The sequence below is a fragment of the Mesorhizobium sp. LNJC405B00 genome (assembly GCF_000502615.1).
In the GTDB taxonomy this organism is placed as follows: domain Bacteria; phylum Pseudomonadota; class Alphaproteobacteria; order Rhizobiales; family Rhizobiaceae; genus Mesorhizobium.
Map to the genome: position 1 here is coordinate 705958 of NZ_AYWC01000001.1, position 22495 is coordinate 728452.

The 22495-nt window shown below is 64.2% G+C and carries 22 protein-coding genes; 14 read left to right on the top strand and 8 right to left on the bottom strand.

Going from position 1 to position 22495, the window contains the following annotated elements:
• Positions 1-213 precede the first annotated feature (213 nt).
• Positions 214-897: a TetR/AcrR family transcriptional regulator gene (locus X756_RS161770; RefSeq protein ID WP_023704248.1), complete on the bottom strand. Its 684-nt coding sequence runs from the start codon at positions 895-897 to the stop codon at positions 214-216.
• Between the two features lie 111 nt (positions 898-1008).
• Here X756_RS161770 and X756_RS161765 point away from each other — a divergent pair, with 111 nt between their 5' ends.
• The 3 genes from X756_RS161765 to X756_RS161755 are packed head-to-tail and all read left to right on the top strand — an operon-like array spanning position 1009 to position 3492.
• Positions 1009-2202, top strand: a complete 1194-nt coding sequence (locus X756_RS161765) for a Tm-1-like ATP-binding domain-containing protein (protein ID WP_023728576.1) — start codon at positions 1009-1011, stop codon at positions 2200-2202.
• Between the two features lie 13 nt (positions 2203-2215).
• On the top strand, positions 2216-3079 hold the full coding sequence (locus X756_RS161760; protein ID WP_023728577.1) for a phosphoenolpyruvate hydrolase family protein: 864 nt from the start codon (positions 2216-2218) through the stop codon (positions 3077-3079).
• Entirely contained in the window at positions 3076-3492 is a 417-nt protein-coding gene (locus X756_RS161755) for a cupin domain-containing protein (protein ID WP_023728578.1), read from the top strand. Before X756_RS161760 ends, X756_RS161755 begins: the two co-directional genes overlap by 4 nt.
• A gap of 170 nt (positions 3493-3662) precedes the next feature.
• Here X756_RS161755 and X756_RS161750 read toward each other — a convergent pair whose 3' ends face one another.
• Entirely contained in the window at positions 3663-4853 is a 1191-nt protein-coding gene (locus X756_RS161750; protein WP_023728579.1) for a Xaa-Pro peptidase family protein, read from the bottom strand.
• A gap of 356 nt (positions 4854-5209) precedes the next feature.
• Between X756_RS161750 and X756_RS161745 the strand changes: the two genes are divergently transcribed.
• The 6 genes from X756_RS161745 to X756_RS161720 all read left to right on the top strand — a co-directional run bounded on the left by X756_RS161745 (position 5210) and on the right by X756_RS161720 (position 11190).
• Complete coding sequence (locus X756_RS161745) at positions 5210-6820, top strand: ABC transporter substrate-binding protein (protein ID WP_023728580.1); 1611 nt, start codon at positions 5210-5212, stop codon at positions 6818-6820.
• Between the two features lie 270 nt (positions 6821-7090).
• Positions 7091-8077: an ABC transporter permease gene (locus tag X756_RS161740; protein WP_023728581.1), complete on the top strand. Its 987-nt coding sequence runs from the start codon at positions 7091-7093 to the stop codon at positions 8075-8077.
• Entirely contained in the window at positions 8074-8904 is an 831-nt protein-coding gene (locus X756_RS161735; protein ID WP_023728582.1) for an ABC transporter permease, read from the top strand. The genes X756_RS161740 and X756_RS161735 overlap by 4 nt, the downstream gene beginning before the upstream one ends.
• Positions 8901-9902 (top strand): ABC transporter ATP-binding protein, encoded by a 1002-nt coding sequence (locus X756_RS161730; protein ID WP_023728583.1) that lies wholly within the window; start codon positions 8901-8903, stop codon positions 9900-9902. The genes X756_RS161735 and X756_RS161730 overlap by 4 nt, the downstream gene beginning before the upstream one ends.
• Entirely contained in the window at positions 9899-10684 is a 786-nt protein-coding gene (locus tag X756_RS161725) for an ATP-binding cassette domain-containing protein (RefSeq protein ID WP_023728584.1), read from the top strand. Before X756_RS161730 ends, X756_RS161725 begins: the two co-directional genes overlap by 4 nt.
• Positions 10681-11190, top strand: coding sequence for an L-2-amino-thiazoline-4-carboxylic acid hydrolase (locus X756_RS161720; RefSeq protein WP_023728585.1), 510 nt, complete (start codon positions 10681-10683; stop codon positions 11188-11190). The genes X756_RS161725 and X756_RS161720 overlap by 4 nt, the downstream gene beginning before the upstream one ends.
• Before the next feature lie 11 nt (positions 11191-11201).
• Here X756_RS161720 and X756_RS161715 read toward each other — a convergent pair whose 3' ends face one another.
• The 5 genes from X756_RS161715 to X756_RS161695 are packed head-to-tail and all read right to left on the bottom strand — an operon-like array spanning position 11202 to position 16239.
• Positions 11202-11984, bottom strand: coding sequence for a DeoR/GlpR family DNA-binding transcription regulator (locus X756_RS161715; protein ID WP_023672930.1), 783 nt, complete (start codon positions 11982-11984; stop codon positions 11202-11204).
• A 2-nt stretch (positions 11985-11986) separates the two neighbouring features.
• Positions 11987-12790: an HAD-IIB family hydrolase gene (locus tag X756_RS161710; RefSeq protein WP_023728586.1), complete on the bottom strand. Its 804-nt coding sequence runs from the start codon at positions 12788-12790 to the stop codon at positions 11987-11989.
• A gap of 7 nt (positions 12791-12797) precedes the next feature.
• Positions 12798-14090, bottom strand: a complete 1293-nt coding sequence (locus X756_RS161705) for an iron-containing alcohol dehydrogenase (protein ID WP_081731100.1) — start codon at positions 14088-14090, stop codon at positions 12798-12800.
• A 14-nt stretch (positions 14091-14104) separates the two neighbouring features.
• Complete coding sequence (locus X756_RS161700) at positions 14105-15562, bottom strand: FGGY family carbohydrate kinase (RefSeq protein ID WP_023728588.1); 1458 nt, start codon at positions 15560-15562, stop codon at positions 14105-14107.
• On the bottom strand, positions 15562-16239 hold the full coding sequence (locus X756_RS161695; protein ID WP_023712278.1) for a hypothetical protein: 678 nt from the start codon (positions 16237-16239) through the stop codon (positions 15562-15564). Before X756_RS161695 ends, X756_RS161700 begins: the two co-directional genes overlap by 1 nt.
• Positions 16240-16476: 237 nt before the next feature.
• Here X756_RS161695 and X756_RS161690 point away from each other — a divergent pair, with 237 nt between their 5' ends.
• The 5 genes from X756_RS161690 (at position 16477) to X756_RS1000000168560 (ending at position 20860) form a co-directional block, all read left to right on the top strand.
• Positions 16477-17790 (top strand): sugar ABC transporter substrate-binding protein, encoded by a 1314-nt coding sequence (locus tag X756_RS161690; protein ID WP_031237761.1) that lies wholly within the window; start codon positions 16477-16479, stop codon positions 17788-17790.
• 67 nt (positions 17791-17857) lie between these two features.
• Positions 17858-18787, top strand: coding sequence for a sugar ABC transporter permease (locus X756_RS161685; RefSeq protein ID WP_156941321.1), 930 nt, complete (start codon positions 17858-17860; stop codon positions 18785-18787).
• Positions 18788-18797: 10 nt separating this feature from the next.
• On the top strand, positions 18798-19631 hold the full coding sequence (locus X756_RS161680) for a carbohydrate ABC transporter permease (RefSeq protein WP_023728591.1): 834 nt from the start codon (positions 18798-18800) through the stop codon (positions 19629-19631).
• Positions 19632-19643: 12 nt separating this feature from the next.
• Positions 19644-20699: an ABC transporter ATP-binding protein gene (locus X756_RS161675; protein WP_023728592.1), complete on the top strand. Its 1056-nt coding sequence runs from the start codon at positions 19644-19646 to the stop codon at positions 20697-20699.
• The gene (locus X756_RS1000000168560) at positions 20696-20860 is read left to right on the top strand and encodes a hypothetical protein (protein WP_023728593.1); all 165 of its coding nucleotides are present in this window, start codon (positions 20696-20698) and stop codon (positions 20858-20860) included. Before X756_RS161675 ends, X756_RS1000000168560 begins: the two co-directional genes overlap by 4 nt.
• Positions 20861-20882: 22 nt before the next feature.
• Here X756_RS1000000168560 and ggt read toward each other — a convergent pair whose 3' ends face one another.
• Complete coding sequence (gene ggt / locus X756_RS161670) at positions 20883-22469, bottom strand: gamma-glutamyltransferase (RefSeq protein ID WP_023728594.1); 1587 nt, start codon at positions 22467-22469, stop codon at positions 20883-20885.
• Positions 22470-22495: the final 26 nt, after the last annotated feature.

A 22495-nucleotide genomic window follows, 5' to 3' on the forward strand; every position in this document is an offset into this window, starting at 1 on the left:
GCCTTTTCTTTCCTGATCTGGTATTACCAATTTTGGATAGCCGTCAAGCTCTTTCTTGGATCACCACCGGACCTTGTATAACCGGATTTTTCATGTATCCGACTGTTTTCCCTGAATTTTCCTACTCGTTCATATAGGAGAGCCTTGTTTCGGCACTGCCATCCCGGTTAACATCAATAGTGGGTATCCAAATCTGGTCGAACCAGATTGGCGCTATTTCGCCAATGCCGCTGTCGGGGCCGCATCGATTTCAGCCGTTGATTCCGCCACCGCGGCGCGCACAAGGGCGCCCGCCGCCCATTGCGCGACCGACCGCATGCCGCGGCTATCGAGCCCCCATATATCCTTCAGCACGATCAGCACTTCGACGCCGAACATCATCGACAGCGCCTGCGCCAGGCGCTTGAACTCGCGCGGCGGCAGCCGGCCCTTGAGCGGTGCGATGGCATCCTTCAGCAGCTGGACGCGATGTCCGCGCGTGAATTGCGGCTCGCCGCCCAGCGTGCCCGCCTGCCGCTGCGCCCATTGGTCGAGCGACAGTTTCAGCGCTGCCTTGAAAGTTGCCTCGAAAGCTTCGATGCGCGGCATGGCGGTATCGAACAATTCGGCAACGCGGCGCCCGGCATCGGTGGACGTCGATTGCCAGGTCAGGATCGGCCCAAGCCCCTCGTCGACCACCGCCTGCACCAGGGCTGCCTGGCTGGGGAAATAGCGATAGGCGGTGGCGCGCGACACTTGCGCCGCCTCCGCGACTTCGCTGACCGACGGGGTGACGCCCGCCTGCATCAGCCGCGTCGCCGTCTTCAGCATCAGCCGTTTTGTGCGGGCCCGTGGGCCGCGTTCTGCAGCCTCGTTGGCGTCGTCGTTCCCAGCGGCTTGTTGACGTGAGACTTCCATGTCAATACGATACGCGCGTCTCAAAAAATTGCAATGACCTTTGCCTACCGAAAGGCCGGCAAAGGGCGACAGGCGGCCCGGCGCCGGTCGGCCGGTGACGGGAGAAACGCGATGAAGCGCATCTACGTGGTGGGCACAGCCGACACCAAGGGCGAGGAACTTGCCTTCCTGGCCGATGCTATTGCCGCCACCGGCAGTTCGGTTGCCCGTGTCGACATCGGAACGCGCGGCGCCACCGTGCCGGTCGATATCCCGGCCAGCGAGGTCGCGGCGCATCATCCGGATGGAGCCAGTGGCGTGCTCGGCATCGATGATCGCGGCACGGCAGTGGCCGGCATGGGCGCCGCCTTCACCAGTTTCATTCAGTCGCGCGACGACATATCAGGCGTGATCGGCATTGGCGGCGGCGGCGGCACGTCGATCATCACTGCCGGCATGCGCGCGCTGCCGCTTGGGCTGCCCAAGATCATGGTCTCGACGCTCGCCTCCGGCGACACCGCGCCCTATGTCGACGTCTCCGACATCATCATGATGCCATCGGTCACCGATATGGCGGGACTGAACCGGCTCTCCCGCACGGTGCTGCACAACGCGGCGCAAGCGATCGCCGGCATGGCCACAAAGCCGGCGCCGACTGCCACCGGCAAGCCGGCACTCGGGCTCACCATGTTCGGCGTCACCACGCCTTGCGTGACCGCCATCGCGGATCAGTTGCGCGCCAACTATGACTGCATGGTTTTCCACGCCACCGGCACCGGCGGCCGCTCGATGGAGAAGCTCGCGGACTCGGGCCTGCTCGCCGGCGTCATCGACATCACCACGACGGAAGTCTGCGACCTGCTGCTCGGCGGCGTGCTGCCTGCGACGGAGGACCGCTTCGGCGCCATCGCCCGCACCAAGCTGCCCTATGTAGGCTCGGTCGGCGCGCTGGACATGGTCAATTTCTGGGCGCCGCCGACCATTCCCGAGAAGTTTAGGGGCCGGCTGTTCTACGAGCACAATCCCAACGTCACACTGATGCGCACCACGGTGGATGAATGCCGCGGTATAGGCGAGTGGATCGGCACCAGGCTCGCTCGCTGCGAGGGCCCTGTGCATTTCCTGATCCCCGAAAAAGGCGTCTCGGCACTCGACATCGAGGGCGGCGCCTTCTTCGACCCCGAAGCCGACGCCGTGCTGTTCGATGCCGTCGAGCGCACCATCAAGCCGAACGCCGCGCGCCGGGTCTCACGCCTGCCGTTGCACATCAACGATCCGGAATTTGCCAAAGCCGCAACCGCGGCCTTCCTCGACATCGCCAGATAGTGAGAGCCAACAAATGCCCGCAATACCGCGCAAGGACATATTGAAGAAGTTCAAGGCGATGATCGCCGACGGCGTGCCCATCGTTGGGGGCGGCGCCGGCACTGGCCTGTCGGCCAAGGCCGAGGAAGCCGGCGGCATCGACCTCATCATCATCTACAATTCCGGCCGCTATCGCATGGCCGGGCGCGGCTCGGCTGCGGGCCTGCTCGCCTATGGCAACGCCAACGAGATCGTCAAGGAAATGGCCTATGAGGTGCTGCCGGTGGTCAAAAAGACGCCGGTGCTGGCCGGTGTCAACGGCACCGATCCCTTCGTCATCATGCCGCTGCTGCTTGCCGAGCTGAAGACGATGGGCTTTTCCGGCGTGCAGAATTTCCCGACCATCGGCCTGTTCGATGGCAGCATGCGCCAGAGTTTTGAGGAAACCGGCATGGGCTTCGGGCTGGAGGTCGACATGATCGCCGAGGCGCACAAGCTCGATCTTCTGACCACGCCCTATGTCTTCAACCCCGACGAGGCGCGCGCCATGACAAAAGCCGGCGCCGACATCGTCGTCGCCCATATGGGGGTGACGACCGGCGGCTCGATCGGAGCCACGTCGGCCAAGTCGCTCGACGACTGCGTGGTCGAGATCGACGTCATCGCCAACGCGGCGCGCTCGGTGCGCAAGGATGTCATCCTGCTTTGCCATGGCGGGCCGATCTCGATGCCGGATGATGCCCGCTACATCCTCGACCGCTGCAAGGGCCTGCACGGCTTTTATGGCGCGAGTTCGATGGAACGGCTGCCGGCTGAAGCCGCGATCGCCAGGCAGACGGCGGATTTCAAGGCCGTCATGCCGCACGACCAGAAGAAAAAGAAGGGGATGAGATCATGACCGACAAGAGCAAGGTATTCGTATACCCGAAGGACGTGAGCGCCTTCGGCTTTGACTGGGGCAAGCTGTCGCTGACGGTCGCGCCTGAAGTGAATGGCGCTGAGCGCTTTTCCGGCGGCGTCGTCGACGTGCCCTCAGGCAAGGGCCACACCCGCCACAACCACCCCGGCGCGGAAGAAATCATCTTCGTCATCTCAGGCAATGGCGAACAAATGGTCGAGGACGAGAACGGCAATCCGGTCGTCGCCAAGGTCGGCCCCGGCTGCACCATCTATGTGCCGGAAAGCCGTTTCCATTCGACACTGAACACGGGCGATGGGCCGATGCAGCTCTTCGTGGTCTATTCGCCGGCCGGACCCGAACTGGTGCTGCGGGAGCTGCCGGATTTCAGGCTGATCCCGGCGGGGAAGTAATCGCGAAAGGCCCCCTTCATCCGGCCGCTTCGCGGCCACCTTCTCCCCGAGGGGAGAAGAGGCAGAAGCCAGCGCCGGCGCAAACTCCTCTCCCCTCGGGGAGAGGTCGGATAGCCCCGAATTGCCCTTCGCAATTCGGATGGCAATCCGGGTGAGGGGGTAGCGCCGAGCTAGGCTATCCCACCTCTATTCCACCCCCGTGCCCGATCCCCAAACATCACATACCCCGCATCCGTCACCGCCAGCGTATCCTCCAGCTTGATGAACCCCCGCGTCGGGTGAAGCATGGTCGTCTCCACCGACAGCACCATGTTCGTCTCCAGCGGCTTGGCCGAATAAGTGCCTTCATAGGTCACCGGGTGGTTGGTCATCAGGAACGGCGCTTCATGGGTGATCAGGCCCATGCCATGGGCGAAGAAATCCGTATAGGGCGCGACCTTCGACGCCTTCAGCACGCCCTCCGCGTGCGAAATCATATCGCCGCCGAGGGTGCCTGCCCTCACCTTCGAGAACGCCGCCTGCTGCACGGTCTCGACCTCGGCCAACAGATCTTCCAGTTCGGCATCCGGCTCGCCCAGAATGCCCATGCGGCAGAGGTCGCCAATATAGCCGTGATAATTGCCGCCGGAATCGATCGACAGCACCTCGCCCTTTTTCCACGCCTGCGGTGACGCCGCACGGTTGTGGCTGGCGCCCAACGTCAGCAGGCAATATTCGAAATGCGCGCCGCGATTGGTCTCCTCGCGCCGCAGATGCTCGATGATCTCGGCCTTGGTCTTGCCTTCGTGCGCCCACTGGATGGTCGCCAACATGGAATCGGTGATCAGCTCGGAGGCGATGCGCAGCTTTTCCAGCTCGGCGTCCGTCTTGATGGCGCGCATGCGCTCCAGCATGCCGGTCGCGTCGATCAGCTTCGCGTCCGGCAGCGCCTTGCGGATCAGTGCATAAGCATCGGACGGCAGGAAGGCCGGCTCGATGCCGATGCGGGCGCCTACCTTGCCGATTTTCGTCACGTGCTCGACCGCAAGATTGGCAGCGTCGAGCGTGCCCCAGCAGGCGGCATGCAGCGTCGGCGTCCAGAACGGGTTGTTCTGGTGCTCGGCGCCTTCCATGCGGTTGCCGATATAGGCGGCATGATCGGGCCCGCCCTTTTCATAGAGGACGACAGGCAGGTAACGGCTATGGCCGATCGCATCCATGGCGGCAAAGAAGATGAACTTGTAGCCGCCGAGCAGATACTGCGTGTTGTGCTTGGACGTCGCGAGCAGAACATCGATGCCGGCCTCTTCCATCAGCCGGTCGACCCTCGCCTGGTCGAACGGGATATTGCTGACGGCGCTCTTGCCCGGGGCAATGTTCATCTTTCTCTCCCTGATATCAGTGGGATCGCCGGCCGTACTGCGTCCAATCCCTTGGCTTCGATCAAATCTGCACCATTTCGTCCACTCTGGTCTAGCCAGAAACAGGTTAGATGGTTCGGCAGGCTGTCACCAAGTCGTCATTGCTGCACATTTAGGCAATCTGGTCCTACCAGAATATCAGAATGAAAGGGCTACCTCTAAACTGGTCCAGCGGACGAAAATTTCAAAGCCAAGCAAAGATGCGCCAATTCCGTCTTTGGCGAAACCGTTGGCAAGGGCCATAATCGCCGCGAGGATGCTGGCGGGTGCCGCCAGCGTCGAGGGGTGCGCCCATCTGGTCGCGGAGAGGACGGAGTTTGATCATGTCGGATATTTCCAGACGCACGCTGCTTGGCGGCTCGGCTTTACTGCTGGCCTCCACCGCCATGCCCACATTCAGCTGGGCGCAGACGCCGAAGAAGGGTGGCCGGCTGGTGCTTGCCGCCGATTCCGAGCCGCGCAACCTCAATCCGGCCATCGTCGCCTCCAACGGTGTCTTCTTCATCTCCAGCAAGATCGTCGAAACGCTGGCCGAAGCCTCCTTCGACGGCAAGGACGGGCTGCAGCCGCGCCTGGCGCTCTCCTGGGAAGGTGCCGCCGACGGGCTGTCTGTGACCTTCAAACTGCGCGACGGCGTCAAGTGGCATGACGGCGAGCCGTTCACCTCGGCCGACGTCGCCTTCTCCGCGCTGCAGATCTGGAAGCCGCTGCAAAATCTCGGCCGCACGGTGTTCAAGGACCTGGCCGCCGTCGACACGCCTGACGATCTGACCGCCGTGTTCAAATTCGCCAAGCCGACCCCGTTCCAGCTGATCCGCAACGCCTTGCCGGCGCTGTCGAGCGTGGTGCCGAAGCACATCTACGAGGTCGGCAAGATCGAGGACAACCCGGCCAACAATGCACCCGTCGGCACCGGGCCGTTCAAGTTCGGCGAATACAAGGCCGGCCAGTATTACAAGCTGACCAGGAATGCGGATTACTGGGCCAAGGACGAGCCGTATCTCGACGAGATAATCTATCAGGTGCTGCCCGACCGCACGTCGGCTGCAGCGGCGCTCGAGGCCGATGAGATCCAGCTCGCCGCCTTCTCCGCCGTGCCCCTGGCCGACCTCGACCGCATCTCCAAGGTGCCGGGCCTGAAGGTGATCTCCAAGGGCTATGAGGGGCTGACCTATCAGCTCGTCGTCGAGATCAACCATCGCCGCAAGGAACTGGCCGACGTGAAGGTCCGCCAGGCGATCGCGCATGCCATCGACAAGGACTTCGTCGTCAAGACGGTGTTCCTCGGCTATGCCGCCACCGCCACCGGCCCGGTGCCGAAGAACGATCCGCAATTCTACACTGCCGACGTGCCGATCTATCCATTCGACGTCGCCAAGGCCAACGCCTTGCTCGACGACGCGGGGTACAAGCGCGCCGATGACGGCAAGCGTTTTGCGCTGAAACTCCTGCCGGCACCCTATTTCAACGAGACCAAGCAGTTCGGCGACTATCTGCGCCAGGCGCTGGCGGCAATCGGCATCGACGCCGTGATCGTCAACAACGACTCGGCCGCGCACATCAAGGCCGTCTACACCGACCACGCCTTCGACCTCGCCGTCGGCCCGCCGGTGTTCCGCGGCGACCCGGCGATCTCGACCACCATCCTGGTGCAGAGCGGCATTCCCGACGGCGTGCCGTTCTCCAACCAGGGCGGCTACAAGAACGCCGCGCTCGACGCGCTGATCGCCAAGGCTTCGGAGACGCTGGATACGTCAGCGCGCACCGACCTCTACAAGGAATTCCAGAAACAGGTCGCGGCGGACCTGCCGCTGATCAACGTCGCCGAATGGAGCTTCATCAGCGTCGCGCGCGATACCGTGGGCAACATCGCCAACAACCCGCGATGGGCGGTGTCGAACTGGGCGGACACCTATCTGGAATCGTGACACATTTGCGCGGATGAAAGTTCGCAAAGAAATTGGTGTGAAGGCATGGCGTAGGGCCGCGTTTCGTCACACCTCCCTCTGTCCTGCCGGACATCTCCCCCGCAAGGGGGGAGATCAGCAGCTTCACTGTCGCGTACATTCGGCATCGAAGATTGGCGAAGGCAGAGGCGAAATCCAATCTCCCCCCTTGCGGGGGAGATGTCCGGCAGGACAGAGGGGGGTGCCTAGACACCGCACTTCTCCCGACTGGCGCGCCGCCATGCGTCCCCCATGACCCGCGCCCTCACCCTCATCCGCCGTCGCCTCGCCGGCAGCATCTTCGTGCTGCTGATCGTCATCATCGGCACATTCCTCCTCCTGGAAGCCGCCCCCGGTGACGCGGTCGACGCCTACATCGTCTCGACCGGCGGCGACGCCGGCATGATCGAATTGCTGCGTCATCGCTGGGGCCTCGACCAGTCCGAGTTGACCCGGCTCGCGAACTATCTCTGGGCGCTGCTGCATTTCGACCTCGGCCAGTCCGTTACCTTCTCGCGGCCAATTCGCGATGTTATCCTGGAACGCCTGCCGACGACACTGCTCCTGATGGTGACCGCCACCGCGCTCTCCTTCGGGCTCGGCTCGGCGCTCGGCATCTATGCCGGCGCCAGACCCGGCAGCTTTCGCGACCGCTTCCTGTCGATCGGCTCGCTGGCGCTTTATGCCGTGCCGGGTTTCTGGCTTGGCCTGGTGCTGATCGTCGTCTTTGCCGTCGACCTGCGCTGGCTGCCGATCGGCGGCATCGAGAGCCTGGCCTCGGACAAGACCGGTTTTGACCGCGCCACCGACATCGCCGTCCATCTCATCCTGCCGGTTTCCGCGCTCGGCTTCATCTATCTCGCGCTCTATCTGCGCATGATGCGCGCCGGCATGGCCGAGGCGTGGCGGCAGGATTTTGTGCTCGCCGCCCGCGCCAGGGGGTTGTCGCGCCGCCGCATCGTGCTCGCCCATGTCGCCCGCAACGCGCTCTTGCCGCTGGTCACCATGCTCGGCCTGCAATCGGCGCAGATGCTGGGCGGCAGCGTCGTCATCGAAAGCGTCTTTGCCGTGCCCGGGCTCGGCCGGCTGGCGCAGGAAGCGGTCGCTTCGCGCGACACGCCGCTGCTGCTCGGCATCATCCTCACCAGCGCCGTCCTCGTCATTGCCGTCAACCTTGCCGTCGACATCGCCTACGCCTTCCTCGACCCGCGCGTCGGCGCCGGCGAGGCCAGCGCGTGAGCGCGCTGCCGCGGTTCCTGCGCCGGCCGGAAGCGGTCGCCGGCGCGATCATCCTGGCGCTTCTGTTCGCCATGGCGCTGTTTGCGTCGCTGCTCTTCCCCGGCGACCCGCAGGCCATTGCCGGACCAGCACTGCTGCCGCCCTTCCAGGACTGGTCGCTGCCGCTCGGCACCGACCGGCTCGGCCGTGACGTGCTGGCCGAACTGTTCCACGGCGCCCGCACCTCGCTGGCGGTCGGCCTGGCGGCGGCAGCGGCGGCACTCTTCATCGGCGCGGTCGTCGGCACGCTGGCCGGCTTTGCCGGCGGCCTTGTGGACGAGGGGCTGATGCGCATCACCGATGCCTTCCAGACCGTGCCGAGTTTTCTCCTGGCGCTGGCCTTCGTCAGCGTCGTCGGGCCGTCGCTCGGCGTCGTCGTCACGGCAATAGCGCTTGGCGCCTGGACCGGACCGGCGCGTGTAGCGCGCGCCGAAGTGCTGTCGATCCGCGAGCGCGATTACGTCGCCGGCGCCCGCGTCATCGGCATGCATCCGCTTGAGATCGCTTTTCGCGAGGTGTTGCCCAACGCGTTGCCGCCGGTGCTGGCCTTGTCCTCGGTGATCGTGGCCGCCGCGATCCTCACCGAGGCAGCGCTGTCCTTCCTCGGTCTCGGCGACCCCAATCGCGTCACTTGGGGCGGCATGATTGCCGAGGGCCGCACTGTGCTGCGAACCGCGCCCTTTCTGTCGATCGTTCCGGGCATCGCCTTGGTGCTGACCGTGCTCGGTATCTATCTCGCCGGCGAAGGCGTGGTGGAGACGACGGCGGTGCGGAGGAGCCTGTCGTGACCGCACTGGCTGAGATACGCGATCTGTCGGTGCGCTATTTCAGCGATGGCAGCGAGGTGACGGCACTGAAGGGGGTCAGCCTGGATGTTATTGCCGGCGAGCGGCTGGCGATCATTGGCGAAAGCGGTTCGGGCAAGAGCACGCTGGCGCTGGCGGTGGCTGGACTGCTGCCGGCGAGCGCCAAGATTGAAGGGCATGTCAAGTGGCAATTTCAGGCGCCGCGATCCTTCCCACCCCCCTCTGTCCTGCCGGACATCTCCCCCGCAAGGGGGGAGATCAGCAGCTTTGCCGACGGCTTCCCTTCTGCAACGTTCGTGGTTGGCGAAGGCGGAGATGAGAGAGCAATCTCCCCCCTTGCGGGGGAGATGTCCGGCAGGACAGAGGGGGGTGTGACGGAACGCCGACCTCTCAAATTAACCGAGCCCAGCACGCTCCCCCTTCCCGGCCGCGACATTGGTTTCGTCTTCCAGGACCCCTCCGCCAGCCTCGACCCCGTCATGACCGTCGGCAAACAGATCGCCGAAGTCGCCTGCACCCACCTCGGCCTCGACTGGCCGCAAGCCTACGCCAAAGCCAAAACCCTGCTCCAACGTGTCCGGCTGCCCGACCCACAAACCGCCATGCGTGCTTTCCCGCACCAGCTCTCCGGCGGCCAGAAGCAGCGCGTTGCTATTGCCGCGGCCATTGCAGCCGGTCCGAAACTGCTGATCGCCGATGAGGCGACCAGCGCGCTGGACACCATTGTGCAAGCCGAAATCGTCAGCCTCATTCGGCAACTGGTGGCGGAGGACGGCATGACGCTGCTGTTCATCAGCCACGACATCGCGCTGGCCGCCGAACTCGCAGAGCGTATCGCTGTATTCCGGAACGCCGAACTGATCGAACTCGGCCCGACGGAGCAAATCATAAACGCCCCGCGCCATGCCTATACGCGAACGCTGCTCGACGCCCATCTCGGCCTCGACGCCGATCCGCTGCTACGACGGGCGCCGGCATGAACTTGCTCACCGTCTCCGGTCTTACCAAGCGATACCGTCGTGGCGGCAAGGCCATCGCGGCCGTCGACGGTGTCTCCTTCGCCATCGAACCCGGCGAGACGCTGGCGCTGGCCGGGCCCTCCGGCAGCGGCAAGTCGACGATCGCGCGGCTGGTGCTTAGGTTGATCGAGCCCGACGCCGGCACCGTCCAGTTCGAAGGCGATGACTTTCTGCTCTTGAAGGGTGCGGCCCTGCGCACCAAGCGCGCGCGCCTGCAAATGGTGTTCCAGGATCCGCTCGCCGCGTTCAACCCGCGCGCCACGGTGGCTCGCGTGCTTGACGATCCCTTGCGCATCCATGCCATCGCTTCCCGCGCCGAGAGGCCGGCCCGCATTGCTGCCTTGCTGGATCGCGTCGGGCTGGCAGCCGATCTCGCCCCGCGCGCCATTCACGAAATCTCCGGCGGCCAGCGCCAGCGCGTCGCCATCGCCCGAGCCATCGCGACCAAACCGTCGCTGATCGTGCTCGACGAGGCGGTGTCGGCGCTCGACGTTTCGGTCCGCGGACAGATCCTTGAGTTGCTGCTCGACCTGCAAGCCAGGGAACGGATCGCCTATCTCTTCATTTCGCATGATCTCGGCGTCGTACGGGCCATCGCCCACCGCGTCGTTCTTCTCGACGCCGGGCGGATCGCCGAGAGCGGCGACGCCCGCAACGTTATCGACGCGCCGCAGTCGGCAATCGGCAAGGCGCTGGTTGCGGCGGCGCCAAGATTGGACAGAAGCAGCAGGCAAGTACCATGACCGAACCAGAAGCCAGAGCCGAAAAACTCTCGCGCGAACTCGATTCCGCCTTCCGAAACCGCGCCGATCTCTACCGTCTGTTTCTCGACGAGCTGACCGGCGAACTCGGCGCGGAAAAGGCCCAGGCGATCATGATCCGCACCATCGAGCAGCGCGGCAAGGAGGTGGCGGCGGCCGCCTTCGCCCGTTTCGGACCTAACGACGCGCCGGCCATCGGCGAGGCATTTTTGGCCGTCAGCCCGGATGGCGGCCTGATGTATCCGACCGATGTCGAGCGCGGGCCGGACCACATCGCCTTCAAGGTGAAGCGTTGTCCGCTGAAGGACGCCTGGGTCGAGGCCGGTGTCGGTGATGAAAAACTCGCCACGCTCTGCCGCATCGCCGGCGCTTTCGACCGTGGTCTGTTCGAGGCAACGGGCGTGCGCTTCGACAATGTCACCTGGACGCCGGGCCACGGCCCCGGCTGCTGCCACATCGCGCTGACCAACCGGGATGCCGCCGGATAGGCAGTTGCTGATCAGCCGGCGGCAAACACATGCAGCTCCGTGCCCGCCTGTTCGGCAGCAGTGCGCAGGTCGGCCTTCGGTTCGCTGTCGGTGACGATATCGGCAATGTCATCGAGCCCGCAGATGCGTTCGAGACTGCTGCGGCCAAACTTGTCGTGGGTCACCACCAGCACCGTCGACAATGAACGCGATATCATCGCGCGTTTAACGGCTGCGGCGCCCGAGATCATGTCGCTCGGACCATCGGCGCTTATCCCCGATGCCCCGATAATGGCGACGTCGGCATTGTAGCGGCGCAGGAACTCGACGGTGTCTTCGCCCAACACGCTGCCTTCCCGGCTATCATAGGTCCCGGGGCAGAGCAGCACCCGAAAGGTCGGATTGGCGCCGGCCACAGAGGCCACTCCGGTGGAATTGGTGATGATGGTCAGGTCGCGCTTCAGCTGCGAAAGGTTGCGCGCCACCTCATAGGTGGTCGAACCGCCATCGATCATCACGATCTGGCCCTTCTCGACAAGGCTTGCCGCGCCGCGGCCGATGCGGGCGCGCTCCTCGATCAGGGTCAGGCCACGCTCGGAAATCACCGGTTCTGATGTCACCAGCGAGATCGTCGCACCGCCATAGGTGCGGTTGATCAGCCCGGCATCGCCGAGTTCGATGAGATCGCGGCGGATGGTCTCGCCGGCGACGCCGATGCGCCGTGCGAGCTTGGAGATGCGTATCGACGCCGACCGGCGCACTTCCGAAAGGATAAGCGCGTGCCGCTCCTTCTTCGTCAGTCGGCCCTGGTCCATGACTATTCCATTCCCTTTGCAGCAATCAGCGCGTCGCCAAGCTCGGCAAATCCCTCCGCGCCGCGCCCTCTTGTGACGAAGGCGGGAGACGCAGGAAGCTCGCCGGCGAAGTCCAGCACATTAGCGACGCCGACGCTGTTGGGGAAGAAGCCGAACATTGGTGCATCGTTTGGACTATCGCCGACGAAGACAATGCTGTCCTTGTCGTGGTCGATATCTATACCGAAACAGTCCCGCAAGAATAGCCGGCTTGTCGACATTTTGTCGTATTTGCCGAACCAGCCATTGACGTGGATGGACGAGATTTTCGCCGTCGCGCCATAGCGCTGGAAGATGCCGACGATCTTCAGAACCTCGGTTTTGGGCAGCGGCGCCACGTCCTCGCAAAAATCGATCGCCAGATCGGCCTCGCGATAGGCCTGGTCGGCCGCGACCGCCGCACCCGGAACTTCGCGCAGAACGGTTTGCTCGATCTCCTTGAGGCGCGCGGCATCGGCCTGCCGTTCGGCAGCGCTCTTGGCGTAGTGGCGAACAATCCGCTTTTTGGCGTCGTCGTAGCGGAAATAGAAGGCGCCGTTCTCGCCGATCACGCCGTCCACCGGCCATTGCCGGGCGATCAGGTCGCACCAGCCGGCAGGGCGGCCGGTAACCGGCGCGACAATGAAGCCGGCCTGCTTCAGCCGCTCCAGCGCCACATAGGCCTTTGCCGGCAGCCGTCCCTTGTCGGTCAAGGTGTCGTCTATATCGGTCAGCACGACGGCGATGTTGCGCCGGTCCAGCGCGGTGAAGTCGGCAAGCGGACGCAGCACCCGCTCAGGCTCCCGCCGCAACCGTTTCGAGCGAGGCAGCCGCGACGTCGAGCATGGTGAACCTGTCGCGGATCAGCCGGGCATTGGCGACCGCCTCGTCGTAGAAGCCAGCCGGTATGGCAACCTCCTGCGGCGTGGTCGGCGCGCCGGCGGCGCGCAGTGCTGCCGCGATCTCGCGCGCCGGGCGTGCCACCCGCACCAGCCTTTCACGATGCGAGCGCCATTGCCTGGCCAGCATGGTGTTGATGACGTCTGCCCGTTCGCGGTCCAGCAGCTTGGGCTTGAATGCCGCCCAGCAGGAACGTCCGAGCGTTTCGCCGAAGATTTCGATGAAGCGGTCTGGCGTATCGGCGGAGGGCGCGAGCTGCAATTCCCGCAGCGCCAGCACGCGTTCCTGCAGCCGCGCCATCGTCAACGTCGTCACCGCTATGTGCTCGCCGTGATGCGCTTCGGGCAATCCCTGGCCCCGCATGTCGATATAGTGGGCGATGAGATGTTCGCCCTGACTGGCCGGATAGGAGCCGCCGCACAAAGTCATGCCAAGGCCCGACATGACCAGCGTGCGCACCAGCACTTCCATCGCCTCAATGTCGCCGGTCCCGAGTTCGCCGGCTTTGGCGATAAGCGCCTCCTCGTCCTCCGCCAGAAGCATGAACGGCGCCTCCCGGTAGGGCGTGCCGAGCAAAAGATGCGCCATCAGCCAATCGGTCTGCGCGGTCGGCCGCGCCATCGAATCGCCGAAGCCGGCAGCGATCAGCCGGTGCGGCGCTCGCGCCATGACATCGAGATCGAGGAAGACACCGACCGGCAGGCTCGCCGTCAGCGATTTCTTCAGGCCGTCCTCTGTGATTGCCGCAGACACCGAGGTGTAGCCGTTCATCGACGGCGCGGTGCCGAACACCGCATAGGGCTTTTGGGTCAGATGGGCGGCATATTTGGTGATGTCATTGATCGAGCCGGATCCGACCGCGACCAGACCGCTGGCGTCTTTCGTGCGGGCGATCACCGATCGCACGGCGTCCATGTCGGGATGCGGATGGCGCGGCAGGATGATCTTGTCGACATCGATCGAGCCGCGCAGCGCAATGGACACTCTCTCGCCGAGAGCCAGCCTTGTGTCGGGATCCATGACAACGGCGAGCCTGCGGCCGAGCGGCAGCGGCTTGACCAGCGCATCGGCTTCGTCGCCGAGACCGCGCCCTATGACGATGGTCTTCAGCGGCACCGACAGCATTCCCTGGCTATCCGGGTCAGGCAGCGTGCCGGCAATAAGGCGATCGAGCATTTGTCTGGACATAGGATGCAGTCCGGTCAGTCAGCATGAAGCGGGGTCAGGGCATCGAACAAGGTGCGATACCGGCGGTAACTTCTGTCGTAGGCGGCCTTGGCGGAAGGATCAGGGTCGATCGTCTCGATGTGGCCGGCCAGCCTTTCAGCCGCCTGCCGCACTGAGGAGGTAAGGCCGATGGCTGCGGCGGCAAGGATTGCCGCACCGATCGGCGAGGCATCGGCCGCACCCGCGATCTCGACCGGCCTGCCGCTGACATCGGCCCGGATTTGCCCCCACACCCGGCTGCGCGCGCCACCGCCTGAGAGCCGGATGCGCCCGGTTGTTATGCCGAGCTCGTCCAGCCGGTCGACAACGTCGCGCATGGCGAAGGCGCAGCCTTCCAGCACTGCGCGAGCGCAGGCCGCTTTGCCGTGGAAGGATGTCAGGCCGTAGAAAGCGGCACGCGCTTCGGCGATCCAGCGCGGCGCCATGGCACCGGACAACGCGGGCAAGAACAGCAAATCGTCGCTGCCGGCAACCACCGTCGCCGCCAATTCCGACATCGCCGCCGGCGAATCGACGCCGAAGGTTGTTAGAAACCACGTCACCGCGCCGCCCGAGAGCCATCCGGGGTTGGAGATGAAATAGCCGTCGCCGAGAAAGCCATGGGTCTCGACCAGGCCGCCGGGGTCGAGGCGAAGCGTGCCGGACACCGCGCCGACCACTTCGGCCGTGCCGAGATTGCAGGCGACGACACCGGGCACGACGACCCCGGCGCCTATGGCGGCCGAAAAATCATCGCCGGTGCCGACCGCCAGCGGCGTGCCCACAGGCAAACCGGTGAGCTCGGCGCCGGCGTGCGTCAAGGCGCCGGCGATCTCAGATGCATCGTCGATGCCGGGCAATTTATCTGCATCGATGTCGAAGGCCGCCAGCAGATCGCCGGCATAGTTGTGCTCCTTCAGTCCATAGAGCATGGTTGTCGAGGCCAGCGCGTGATCGATGACGGCACGACCGCACAGCGCCGCGACCACGAACGATACCGGTTGATGCCAGAGCGCCACCCGGCGCGCTTCGGGCAGGTTGCGCGCTGCCCAGCGGATTTTCGCCGCCATATGCGTGGCATCGAGGACAAGACCGGTGCGCTCGCGGATGAAGTCCGGATCGATGCCGGCGATCTCTCCTGCCGCCCGCCGGTCCATCCAGATGATGCACGGAGCCAGCGCCTCACCATTGCCATCGACCGCGACGCAGCCGTCGAGCTGGCCGGCAATGGCAATACCCTTGATGTCGGACGGCGCAAGCCCAGCCTTGTCGAGCGCGCCGGCAATGGCCGGCTTGAGCGCCGCCAGCCACAGCGCCGGGTTCAGTTCGGCCCAGCCGGGCGCCGGGAAGGCCGGCTGGTACAGCACAGCGGCCTCGCCACGCAGCCGCAATTCGTCGTCGACAACGATCGCCTTCAGGCTTTGTGTGCCGAGATCGATGCCGATGACTGGCACTAGACACGCTCGCAATCCGCGAGGACATCCCGCAGTTGCGAGAGGATAGAACCTTTCGTCGGCGAATAGGAGCCATCGAAAACCGCTGTGCCAATGGTAAAAGCGTTGGCGCCGGCCAGCTTGATTGCCTTGATCCGATCGGCTGATGCCACAGCACCGGCGACGATCAGATGCCGCGACGGACCAAGCCCGCGCCGGGCTGCGCGCACCAGTTCGGCCGGGTCGGCCTCGGTGGCGCGATAGGCGAGGATGTCGCATCCCGCACAACCCTTCTCGGCGAAGGCGCGGCAGTCGGCCTCGACATCCTCGGCCGAACCGCCGAGCTTGGTCGGATGGCCGACCGGCCGCCCGGGAAAAGGGTAGTATTCGGTGCCGCTCCCCTCCAGCAACGCCATGATCTCGTCGACCTGAGTACCACCGAGCAGGCGCTGGATGCCGAGATCCCTGGCGATGCGCGCGGAATTAAGGCAGGCCTCAGCCGTCGTCGAGACAACTTCCATGTAAGTGGTGGCGCCTGTCCGGCCAATGGCGACAGCGAGCTTGCGCAGCACATCCGGCGCGACGCCAATATCCTTGAAGCCGACATGCTTCAGGCCGACCGGCTCAATCAAATCGACCAGGTCGAGACAGTCCTCGACCGTGCGATCGTGGCGCGTCAGCATGAAGATGAAGTCCATCCGAAAGGTCCCTCGCCTGGTCGGGAAAGCCGGTTTGCTGCCGGTCTGTTAACACCTCCCAACCATTTGTTGCAAGGTGCCACATTTTGATTTGCAGTACCACACATTTTATGACAGAACGGGCGCCGGCCCGCCAGGCACGACGTCTAGGGAGAGGGAAGAATGCTCAAGCCGCTGAGACGTACCGCGTCCAGACTGCTCGTCGCAGCCGTATTTGTGTGGCCCCTGACGTGGCAAGTGACACAAGCGGCCGCGTGGGATCTGAAAGAGGCGTCGAAACCCTATACCGGCCAGACCATCCGCATGGTCGGCGAGGCGCTGCCGCCGCTCGAAGCGCTAAAGAAGATGGCGCCGGAGTTTGAAAAACAGACCGGCATCCATGTCGAAGTCGAGATGTACGAGCACTCGGAAGCCGTCAACAAGGTGCAGCTCGATCTCAACTCGCACCGCGGCCGCTACGACGTCATCATCCAGCCGCATCGCGAACTCGGCAAGTTCGCCACCAACAACCATCTGGTCGAAATCGCCAAGATGATGGCCGACCCGGCTTTGCGCGATCCGAGCTTCGAGCCGGAGAAGCAGCTCTACCAGACTGCCTGGCACGAAATCTCCTGGTATGACGGCAAGGAGTACGGTTTCCCCTTCACCGTGCTCAACATGTTCATGTGGTATCGGTCGGACCTGCTCGCCGATCCCAAGGAGCAGGCAGGCTTCAAGGCCAAGTATGGCTACGACCTCGCTCCCGCCAAGGACTGGAAGCAGTATCGCGATATCGCCGAATGGTTCTATCGCCCCGACCAGGGCTTTTACGGCACCGCCCTGCAGGGCAAGCGCCACGAGGCGCTGTGGTATGAGTGGCTCAACTTCCTTTATTCCTTCGGCGGCGACGTGCTCGACGTGAAGAGCGGCTCGGCCTGCGGCCCGGTCATCGTCAACAGCCCCAAGGCCGTCGCCTCGCTCGAATATTACAAGAGCCTGCTGCAATTCTCGCCGCCGGACAGCCTCAACTATTTCTGGGACGACGTCATGGCGCTGATGCAGCAAGCCAAGGTCGCCGAGCTGATCATGTGGAACGACGCCACCTATGCCGTGTCGGTCGACACAACCGCCTCCACCGTCGTCGGCAAGGTCGGCTTCGATCTCGTGCCGCAAGGCGAAGGCGGCAAGATCGGCCAGGTCGAAGGCTGGACCTATCTCATCCCTATCTATTCGAAGAACCCACAGGCCGCCTTCCTCTTCGTCCAGTGGATGATGGGCTATGACCGCCAGCTCGAGCAGCATCTCAATGGCGGCGCCTCGGGCCGGCCCGATGTCTATGCCTCGGCGGAGGTGCAGAAACTGCCCTACGCCAAGGCCTCGATGGAGGCCAACGAGCATGCGGTGCCGAAGGCGACGCTGCCGCAATCGGCCGAGATGACCGACATACTGGTGCGCGAACTGTCATCCTACCTCGCCGGCGAAAAGGAGGCGCAGGCCGCCCTCGACACCGCCGCCACCGACATCTCGACACTGCTCGGTTCTTGCGCACCCATGACCTATCCGGCACGATAGGCCTTGAGATGTCGCGCAGAGGCTACCCGCACAAGCGGGTAGCCGTTCTTGTCCGCAGGAAACGCCCGTGACGAACCGCACTCCATCGCCGCGCGGAATGCCGCTTCTCGACCGTGGGGTGGGGCCGCTCTTGATGCTGCCGGCGACGCTGCTCGTCGTCGTCTTCCTGGTCGGCCCGTTCTACTACATGGTCTACACCGCGCTGACCGACCTCAGCTTCGCCGACGCCAGCCATGCCGGCGCCTTCGTCGGTTTCGACAATTTCCGCAAGCTGATGCGCAACGACCCATTCTTCTGGGCATCGTTCCTGCTGACGCTGAAATTCGTCATCATCGCCGTCGGCCTGGAATTCCTGCTCGGCTTTGCGCTGGCCTTCCTGATCTTCCGCTTCGTCGCCAGCCAGCGGCTTCTCACCACACTGCTGCTCATCCCGATGATGATCGCGCCGGTCGCCGTCGGGCTGATCTGGCGGCTGCTGTTGCAGGGCGATTTCGGCATGCTCACCTTCTACATGCGCAAGGTCGGCCTGCTGGCGCAGAATTCGGCGGTGCTTTCGGCACCCGACCTGGTGTTTCCGACCATCGTCGCCATCGATGTCTGGCAGTGGACGCCTTTCGTCACCCTGATCATGCTCGCCGGGATGATGAGCCTGCCGCGCGCGCCGTTCGAGGCGGCGATGATGGATGGCGCCAAACCGTTCCAGATTTTCCGAGACGTCATGCTGCCGCTGCTGCGGCCGGTCATCGCGCTCGTGCTGCTGCTGCGCGGCATCGACGCCTTCAAGGAGTTCGACAAGGTTTTCCTGATGACCGGCGGCGGACCGGGAACGCTGACCGAGCTGGTCTCGATCTACGCCTACCGCGTCAATTTCCGTAACTGGGACCTCGGCTACGGCGCCGCGGTCGCCTTCATGATCTATCTCGTCGTGCTGATCCTGTGCTCGGTCTTCTACAAGGCCGTCTACTGGTCGAGCCGCAAGCAGGTGGGGGCGTTTTGAGGGCGCTGCGATGATCGATCAATCCACCAACCGCGCCTGGAGGAGCTTTGCCTGGGCCGTGCTGCTCGTCGCCGTCGTGGTGGCGCTGACGCCTTATGTCTGGATGGTGCTGGCGTCGTTCAAGAACCGCGTCGATCTTCTGTCTTCTGTGCCGAAATGGATTTTTTCGCCGACGCTTGCCAACTATCCCGCCGTCTTCATCGACAAGGAATACTGGCCGCTGGCAATCAACTCGGTGCTGATCTCGGTGTCGTCTACGGTGCTCTGCATCGTCATCGGCGCGCCGGCTGCCTACGGCTTTGCCCGCTCCAATTTCCCCGGCAAGGAAGACCTGTTCTTCTTCTTCCTGACCACGCGCATGGCACCGCCGATCTCGATCGCCGTGCCGCTGTTCCTGTTCTTCACCTCGCTCGGCCTGATCGACACCATCTACGCCGTGGTGATCGCCCACACCTCCTTCAACCTGTCGCTCGTCGTCTGGATGATGCGCGGCTTCTTCGCCGAAATCCCCAGGGAGATCGACGAAGCCGCGATGATGGACGGCCGCTCGCGGCTCGGCGCATTCTTCTTCGTCGTCGCGCCGCTGGCCGCACCCGGCATGGGCGCCACAGCGGTGCTCTGCTTCATCCTGTCGTGGAACGAGTTCCTCTATGCCTTCATCCTCGTCGCTTTCGACGGGCGGCCGCTGACCGTCGGCATACCGGGGCTGGTGACGCCGCATGGCACGCTATGGGGCCAAGTCGCGGCGGTCGCCATCGTGGCGACGCTGCCGATCGTGCTTTTCACTTTCCTTGTCCAGAAACAGCTCGTCCGCGGCCTCACCTTCGGCGCGGTCAAGGGTTGAAGGGATCCTTGCATGGCAATTGTTTTCGACGGCGTCACCAAGGCCTTCCCGGACGGGACGGTGGCGCTGCAGGCGCTCGATCTTGCTTTCGAGCCCGGCGAATTCCTGGTTCTGCTCGGGCCCTCTGGTTCCGGCAAGACGACAGCCTGCCGGCTGCTCGCCGGGCTGGAGCGGCCGACCGCCGGGCGCATCATGGTCGAGGGCCTTGATGTCACCGACCTGCCGCCGCGCCTGCGCGGCATGGGCATGGTGTTCCAGAACTATGCGCTCTACAGCCATAAGAGCGTCTACGAGAACATCGCCTATCCCTTGCGCATCCGAAAGATGCCGGCCGCCGAGCTCGACCGCTGCGTCCGCGCCATGGCCGAGCTGCTCGAAATCACCCGTTACCTCGACCGCCGCCCTTCGCAATTGTCGGGCGGCCAGGCGCAGCGCGTCGCTGTGGCCCGCGCCCTGGTCTGGCAACCTAGCCTCTGTCTGATGGATGAGCCGCTGTCCAATCTCGACGCCTTGTTGCGGCTCCACATGCGCACCGAGCTGAAGCGGCTGCATCGCGAGCTGAAAAAGACCTTCGTCTTCGTCACCCACGACCAGGAAGAGGCGATGACGCTGGCGACCAGGGTCGCGGTGCTGCGCGAAGGCGCGCTGATCCAGTACGACGACCCGCGCGAGATTTATCGGCGGCCTGCCAATCGCTTCATCGCCGAATTCATCGGCCGTCCAGCGATGAACACGTTCGATGGCGATGTCCGCGCCGGCGTCTTCCACGCCAGCGGTTTCACTTGCCCGCTGCCGGGAAAGCCTGACGGCCCGATCGTGCTCGGCATTCGCCCGGAACAGATCCAGCTGGTCGACGCCTCCGCAAGCGATGCCATCCAGTTTGCCGTCGACGTCGTCGAACCGGTCGAGCCGGACGTCCTGATCTTCGCCAAGAGCGAGGCCAACGCGCTGATCGTCAGGACTGTGAATGACGATCGCGCTTTCGATCCCGGCCAGCCGCTTTATCTACGCTTTCCGCCGGCGGCGCTGCACACGTTCGATGCGGTTTCGGGAGCGCGGCTGCCGTGAGCTCGCTACTCGCTTTGGTGCCGCTGGCCGCCGCGGCACTTGTCTGGCGGCTGTTCTACAGCTTCAACCTGTCGCGGCGCTGGTTCTCGATGGGGGAACTCATCTTCTGGGACGCCATTGCACTGGTAATCCTGCAGCTTGTCTGGCTGATCTGGTTCTGAATGCGCATTCCAGCAACGCAGATCAGTAGCCCAGCGCACAACCGTCCTTGCGCGGATCGGAGGCACCGGTGAGCGTGCCCTTTTCCCAATCGATCAGCACCAACTGGCCGCCGCCATGCGGCTCCTCGGCGATCGAAACCTGATGGCCGCGCTGACGCAGGCCGGCGATCGCCTCAGCCGGAATCCCGCGCTCGGCCAGCACGGCATTGTCCTTGTAGAACACCCGTGGCGCATCCAGTGCCTGCTGCGGGTCCATCCCGAAATCGATCATGTTGGTCAACAGATGGACATGGCCGAACGGCTGGTAGCCGCCGCCCATCACCCCGAACGGCATCACCACCTTACCCCCTCGCGTCGCCATGCCAGGCATGATGGTGTGCATCGGTCGCTTTCGCGCCGCGATACGATTTGGATGGCCTTCCGTGAGGCGAAAACTGCTGCCGCGATTCTGCAGCACGACGCCTGTCTTGGGACCGACGACGCCGCTGCCGAAGGAACCGAAGGTCGAGTTGATGAAGCTGACTGCATTGCGGTCGCGGTCGACCACGGAGATATAGACCGTGTCGCTGCGCGGCAGCTCAAGCCGCGGCAGATGCGTCATGGCGCGGGCCGGATCGATGGCGGCGCGCAGCCGCTCCGCATAAGCTCCCGACAGCAGTTGTTCGACGGGGACCTGGACGAAATCCTGGTCGCCGATGAAAGTATCGCGGTCCTGGTAGGCAAGCCGGCCGGCTTCGATCTCGAGATGCAGCCGCTGGGCACTGTTCGGCTCCAACGAACCAAGGCTGAAGCCCGAAAGCACATTCAGCATGATCAGCGCCGTCATGCCCTGATTGTTCGGTGGCATCTGATGGATATCGTAGCCGCGATAGGACGTATTCACCGACGTGACGTAGTCGCCTTGGGTCTCGGCGAAATCCTCCAATGCATGCAGCCCGCCCAGCGCGCGAAGACGTTCCACCAGATCGTCCGCGACTTCACCTTCATAAAACCCTGCACGGCCTCGGTTGGCGATGATGCGCAAGGTGTCCGCCAAGTGCGGCTGCCGATGCACATCGCCGGCTTGCGGCGCCCTTCCCTCGGGCAGGAATATGCGCGCGGCATGTTCATCGGCTGAGAGCAGGGCGACCTCGTCGGCCCAGTCGAAGGCGACGCGATCATGAACGACATAGCCTTGTTCGGCATAGCGAATGGCTGGCGCCAGCGCGGCGTCGATGCCCTTTTTTCCGTGGTCCTCGAGTAGCCGGCACCATGCATCGATGGCGCCTGGTATGGTGACGGCATGCGGTCCGGCCGCAGGCAGTTCGCCATGGCCCCGCTCCAGATACCAATCGGCATTTGCAGCAGCAGGCGACCGCCCCGAGCCGTTGAAGGCCAGCACCTCGCCCTCGCTTTTGGGACTGTAGAGCACAAAACAGTCGCCGCCGATGCCGGTCGATTGCGGCTCGACGACGCCTTGCACCGCCGCCGCGCAGACGGCGGCGTCCATCGCATTTCCGCCTGAGCGCAGCATGTCGATGGCGGCCAGCGTCGCCAGCGGATGCGATGTCGCCGCCATAACTTCCGTTGCGCGAACCGGCGAGCGGCCGGGGAACTGAAAATCACGCATGCAATCCTCCGATGATCCACCCGCCG

Bases quoted from the DNA above. Each gene is read 5' to 3' on its own strand.
- X756_RS161695 (WP_023712278.1), bottom strand. From the start codon at position 16,239: ATGGACTTCATCTTCATGCTGACGCGCCACGATCGCACGGTCGAGGAC.
- X756_RS161755 (WP_023728578.1), top strand. From the start codon at position 3,076: ATGACCGACAAGAGCAAGGTATTCGTATACCCGAAGGACGTGAGCGCC.
- X756_RS161760 (WP_023728577.1), top strand. From the start codon at position 2,216: ATGCCCGCAATACCGCGCAAGGACATATTGAAGAAGTTCAAGGCGATG.
- X756_RS161715 (WP_023672930.1), bottom strand. From the start codon at position 11,984: ATGGACCAGGGCCGACTGACGAAGAAGGAGCGGCACGCGCTTATCCTT.
- X756_RS161680 (WP_023728591.1), top strand. From the start codon at position 18,798: ATGATCGATCAATCCACCAACCGCGCCTGGAGGAGCTTTGCCTGGGCC.
- X756_RS161725 (WP_023728584.1), top strand. From the start codon at position 9,899: ATGAACTTGCTCACCGTCTCCGGTCTTACCAAGCGATACCGTCGTGGC.
- X756_RS161750 (WP_023728579.1), bottom strand. From the start codon at position 4,853: ATGAACATTGCCCCGGGCAAGAGCGCCGTCAGCAATATCCCGTTCGAC.
- X756_RS161705 (WP_081731100.1), bottom strand. From the start codon at position 14,090: ATGTCCAGACAAATGCTCGATCGCCTTATTGCCGGCACGCTGCCTGAC.
- X756_RS161765 (WP_023728576.1), top strand. From the start codon at position 1,009: ATGAAGCGCATCTACGTGGTGGGCACAGCCGACACCAAGGGCGAGGAA.
- X756_RS161720 (WP_023728585.1), top strand. From the start codon at position 10,681: ATGACCGAACCAGAAGCCAGAGCCGAAAAACTCTCGCGCGAACTCGAT.
- X756_RS161675 (WP_023728592.1), top strand. From the start codon at position 19,644: ATGGCAATTGTTTTCGACGGCGTCACCAAGGCCTTCCCGGACGGGACG.
- X756_RS161770 (WP_023704248.1), bottom strand. From the start codon at position 897: ATGGAAGTCTCACGTCAACAAGCCGCTGGGAACGACGACGCCAACGAG.
- X756_RS161740 (WP_023728581.1), top strand. From the start codon at position 7,091: ATGACCCGCGCCCTCACCCTCATCCGCCGTCGCCTCGCCGGCAGCATC.
- ggt (WP_023728594.1), bottom strand. From the start codon at position 22,469: ATGCGTGATTTTCAGTTCCCCGGCCGCTCGCCGGTTCGCGCAACGGAA.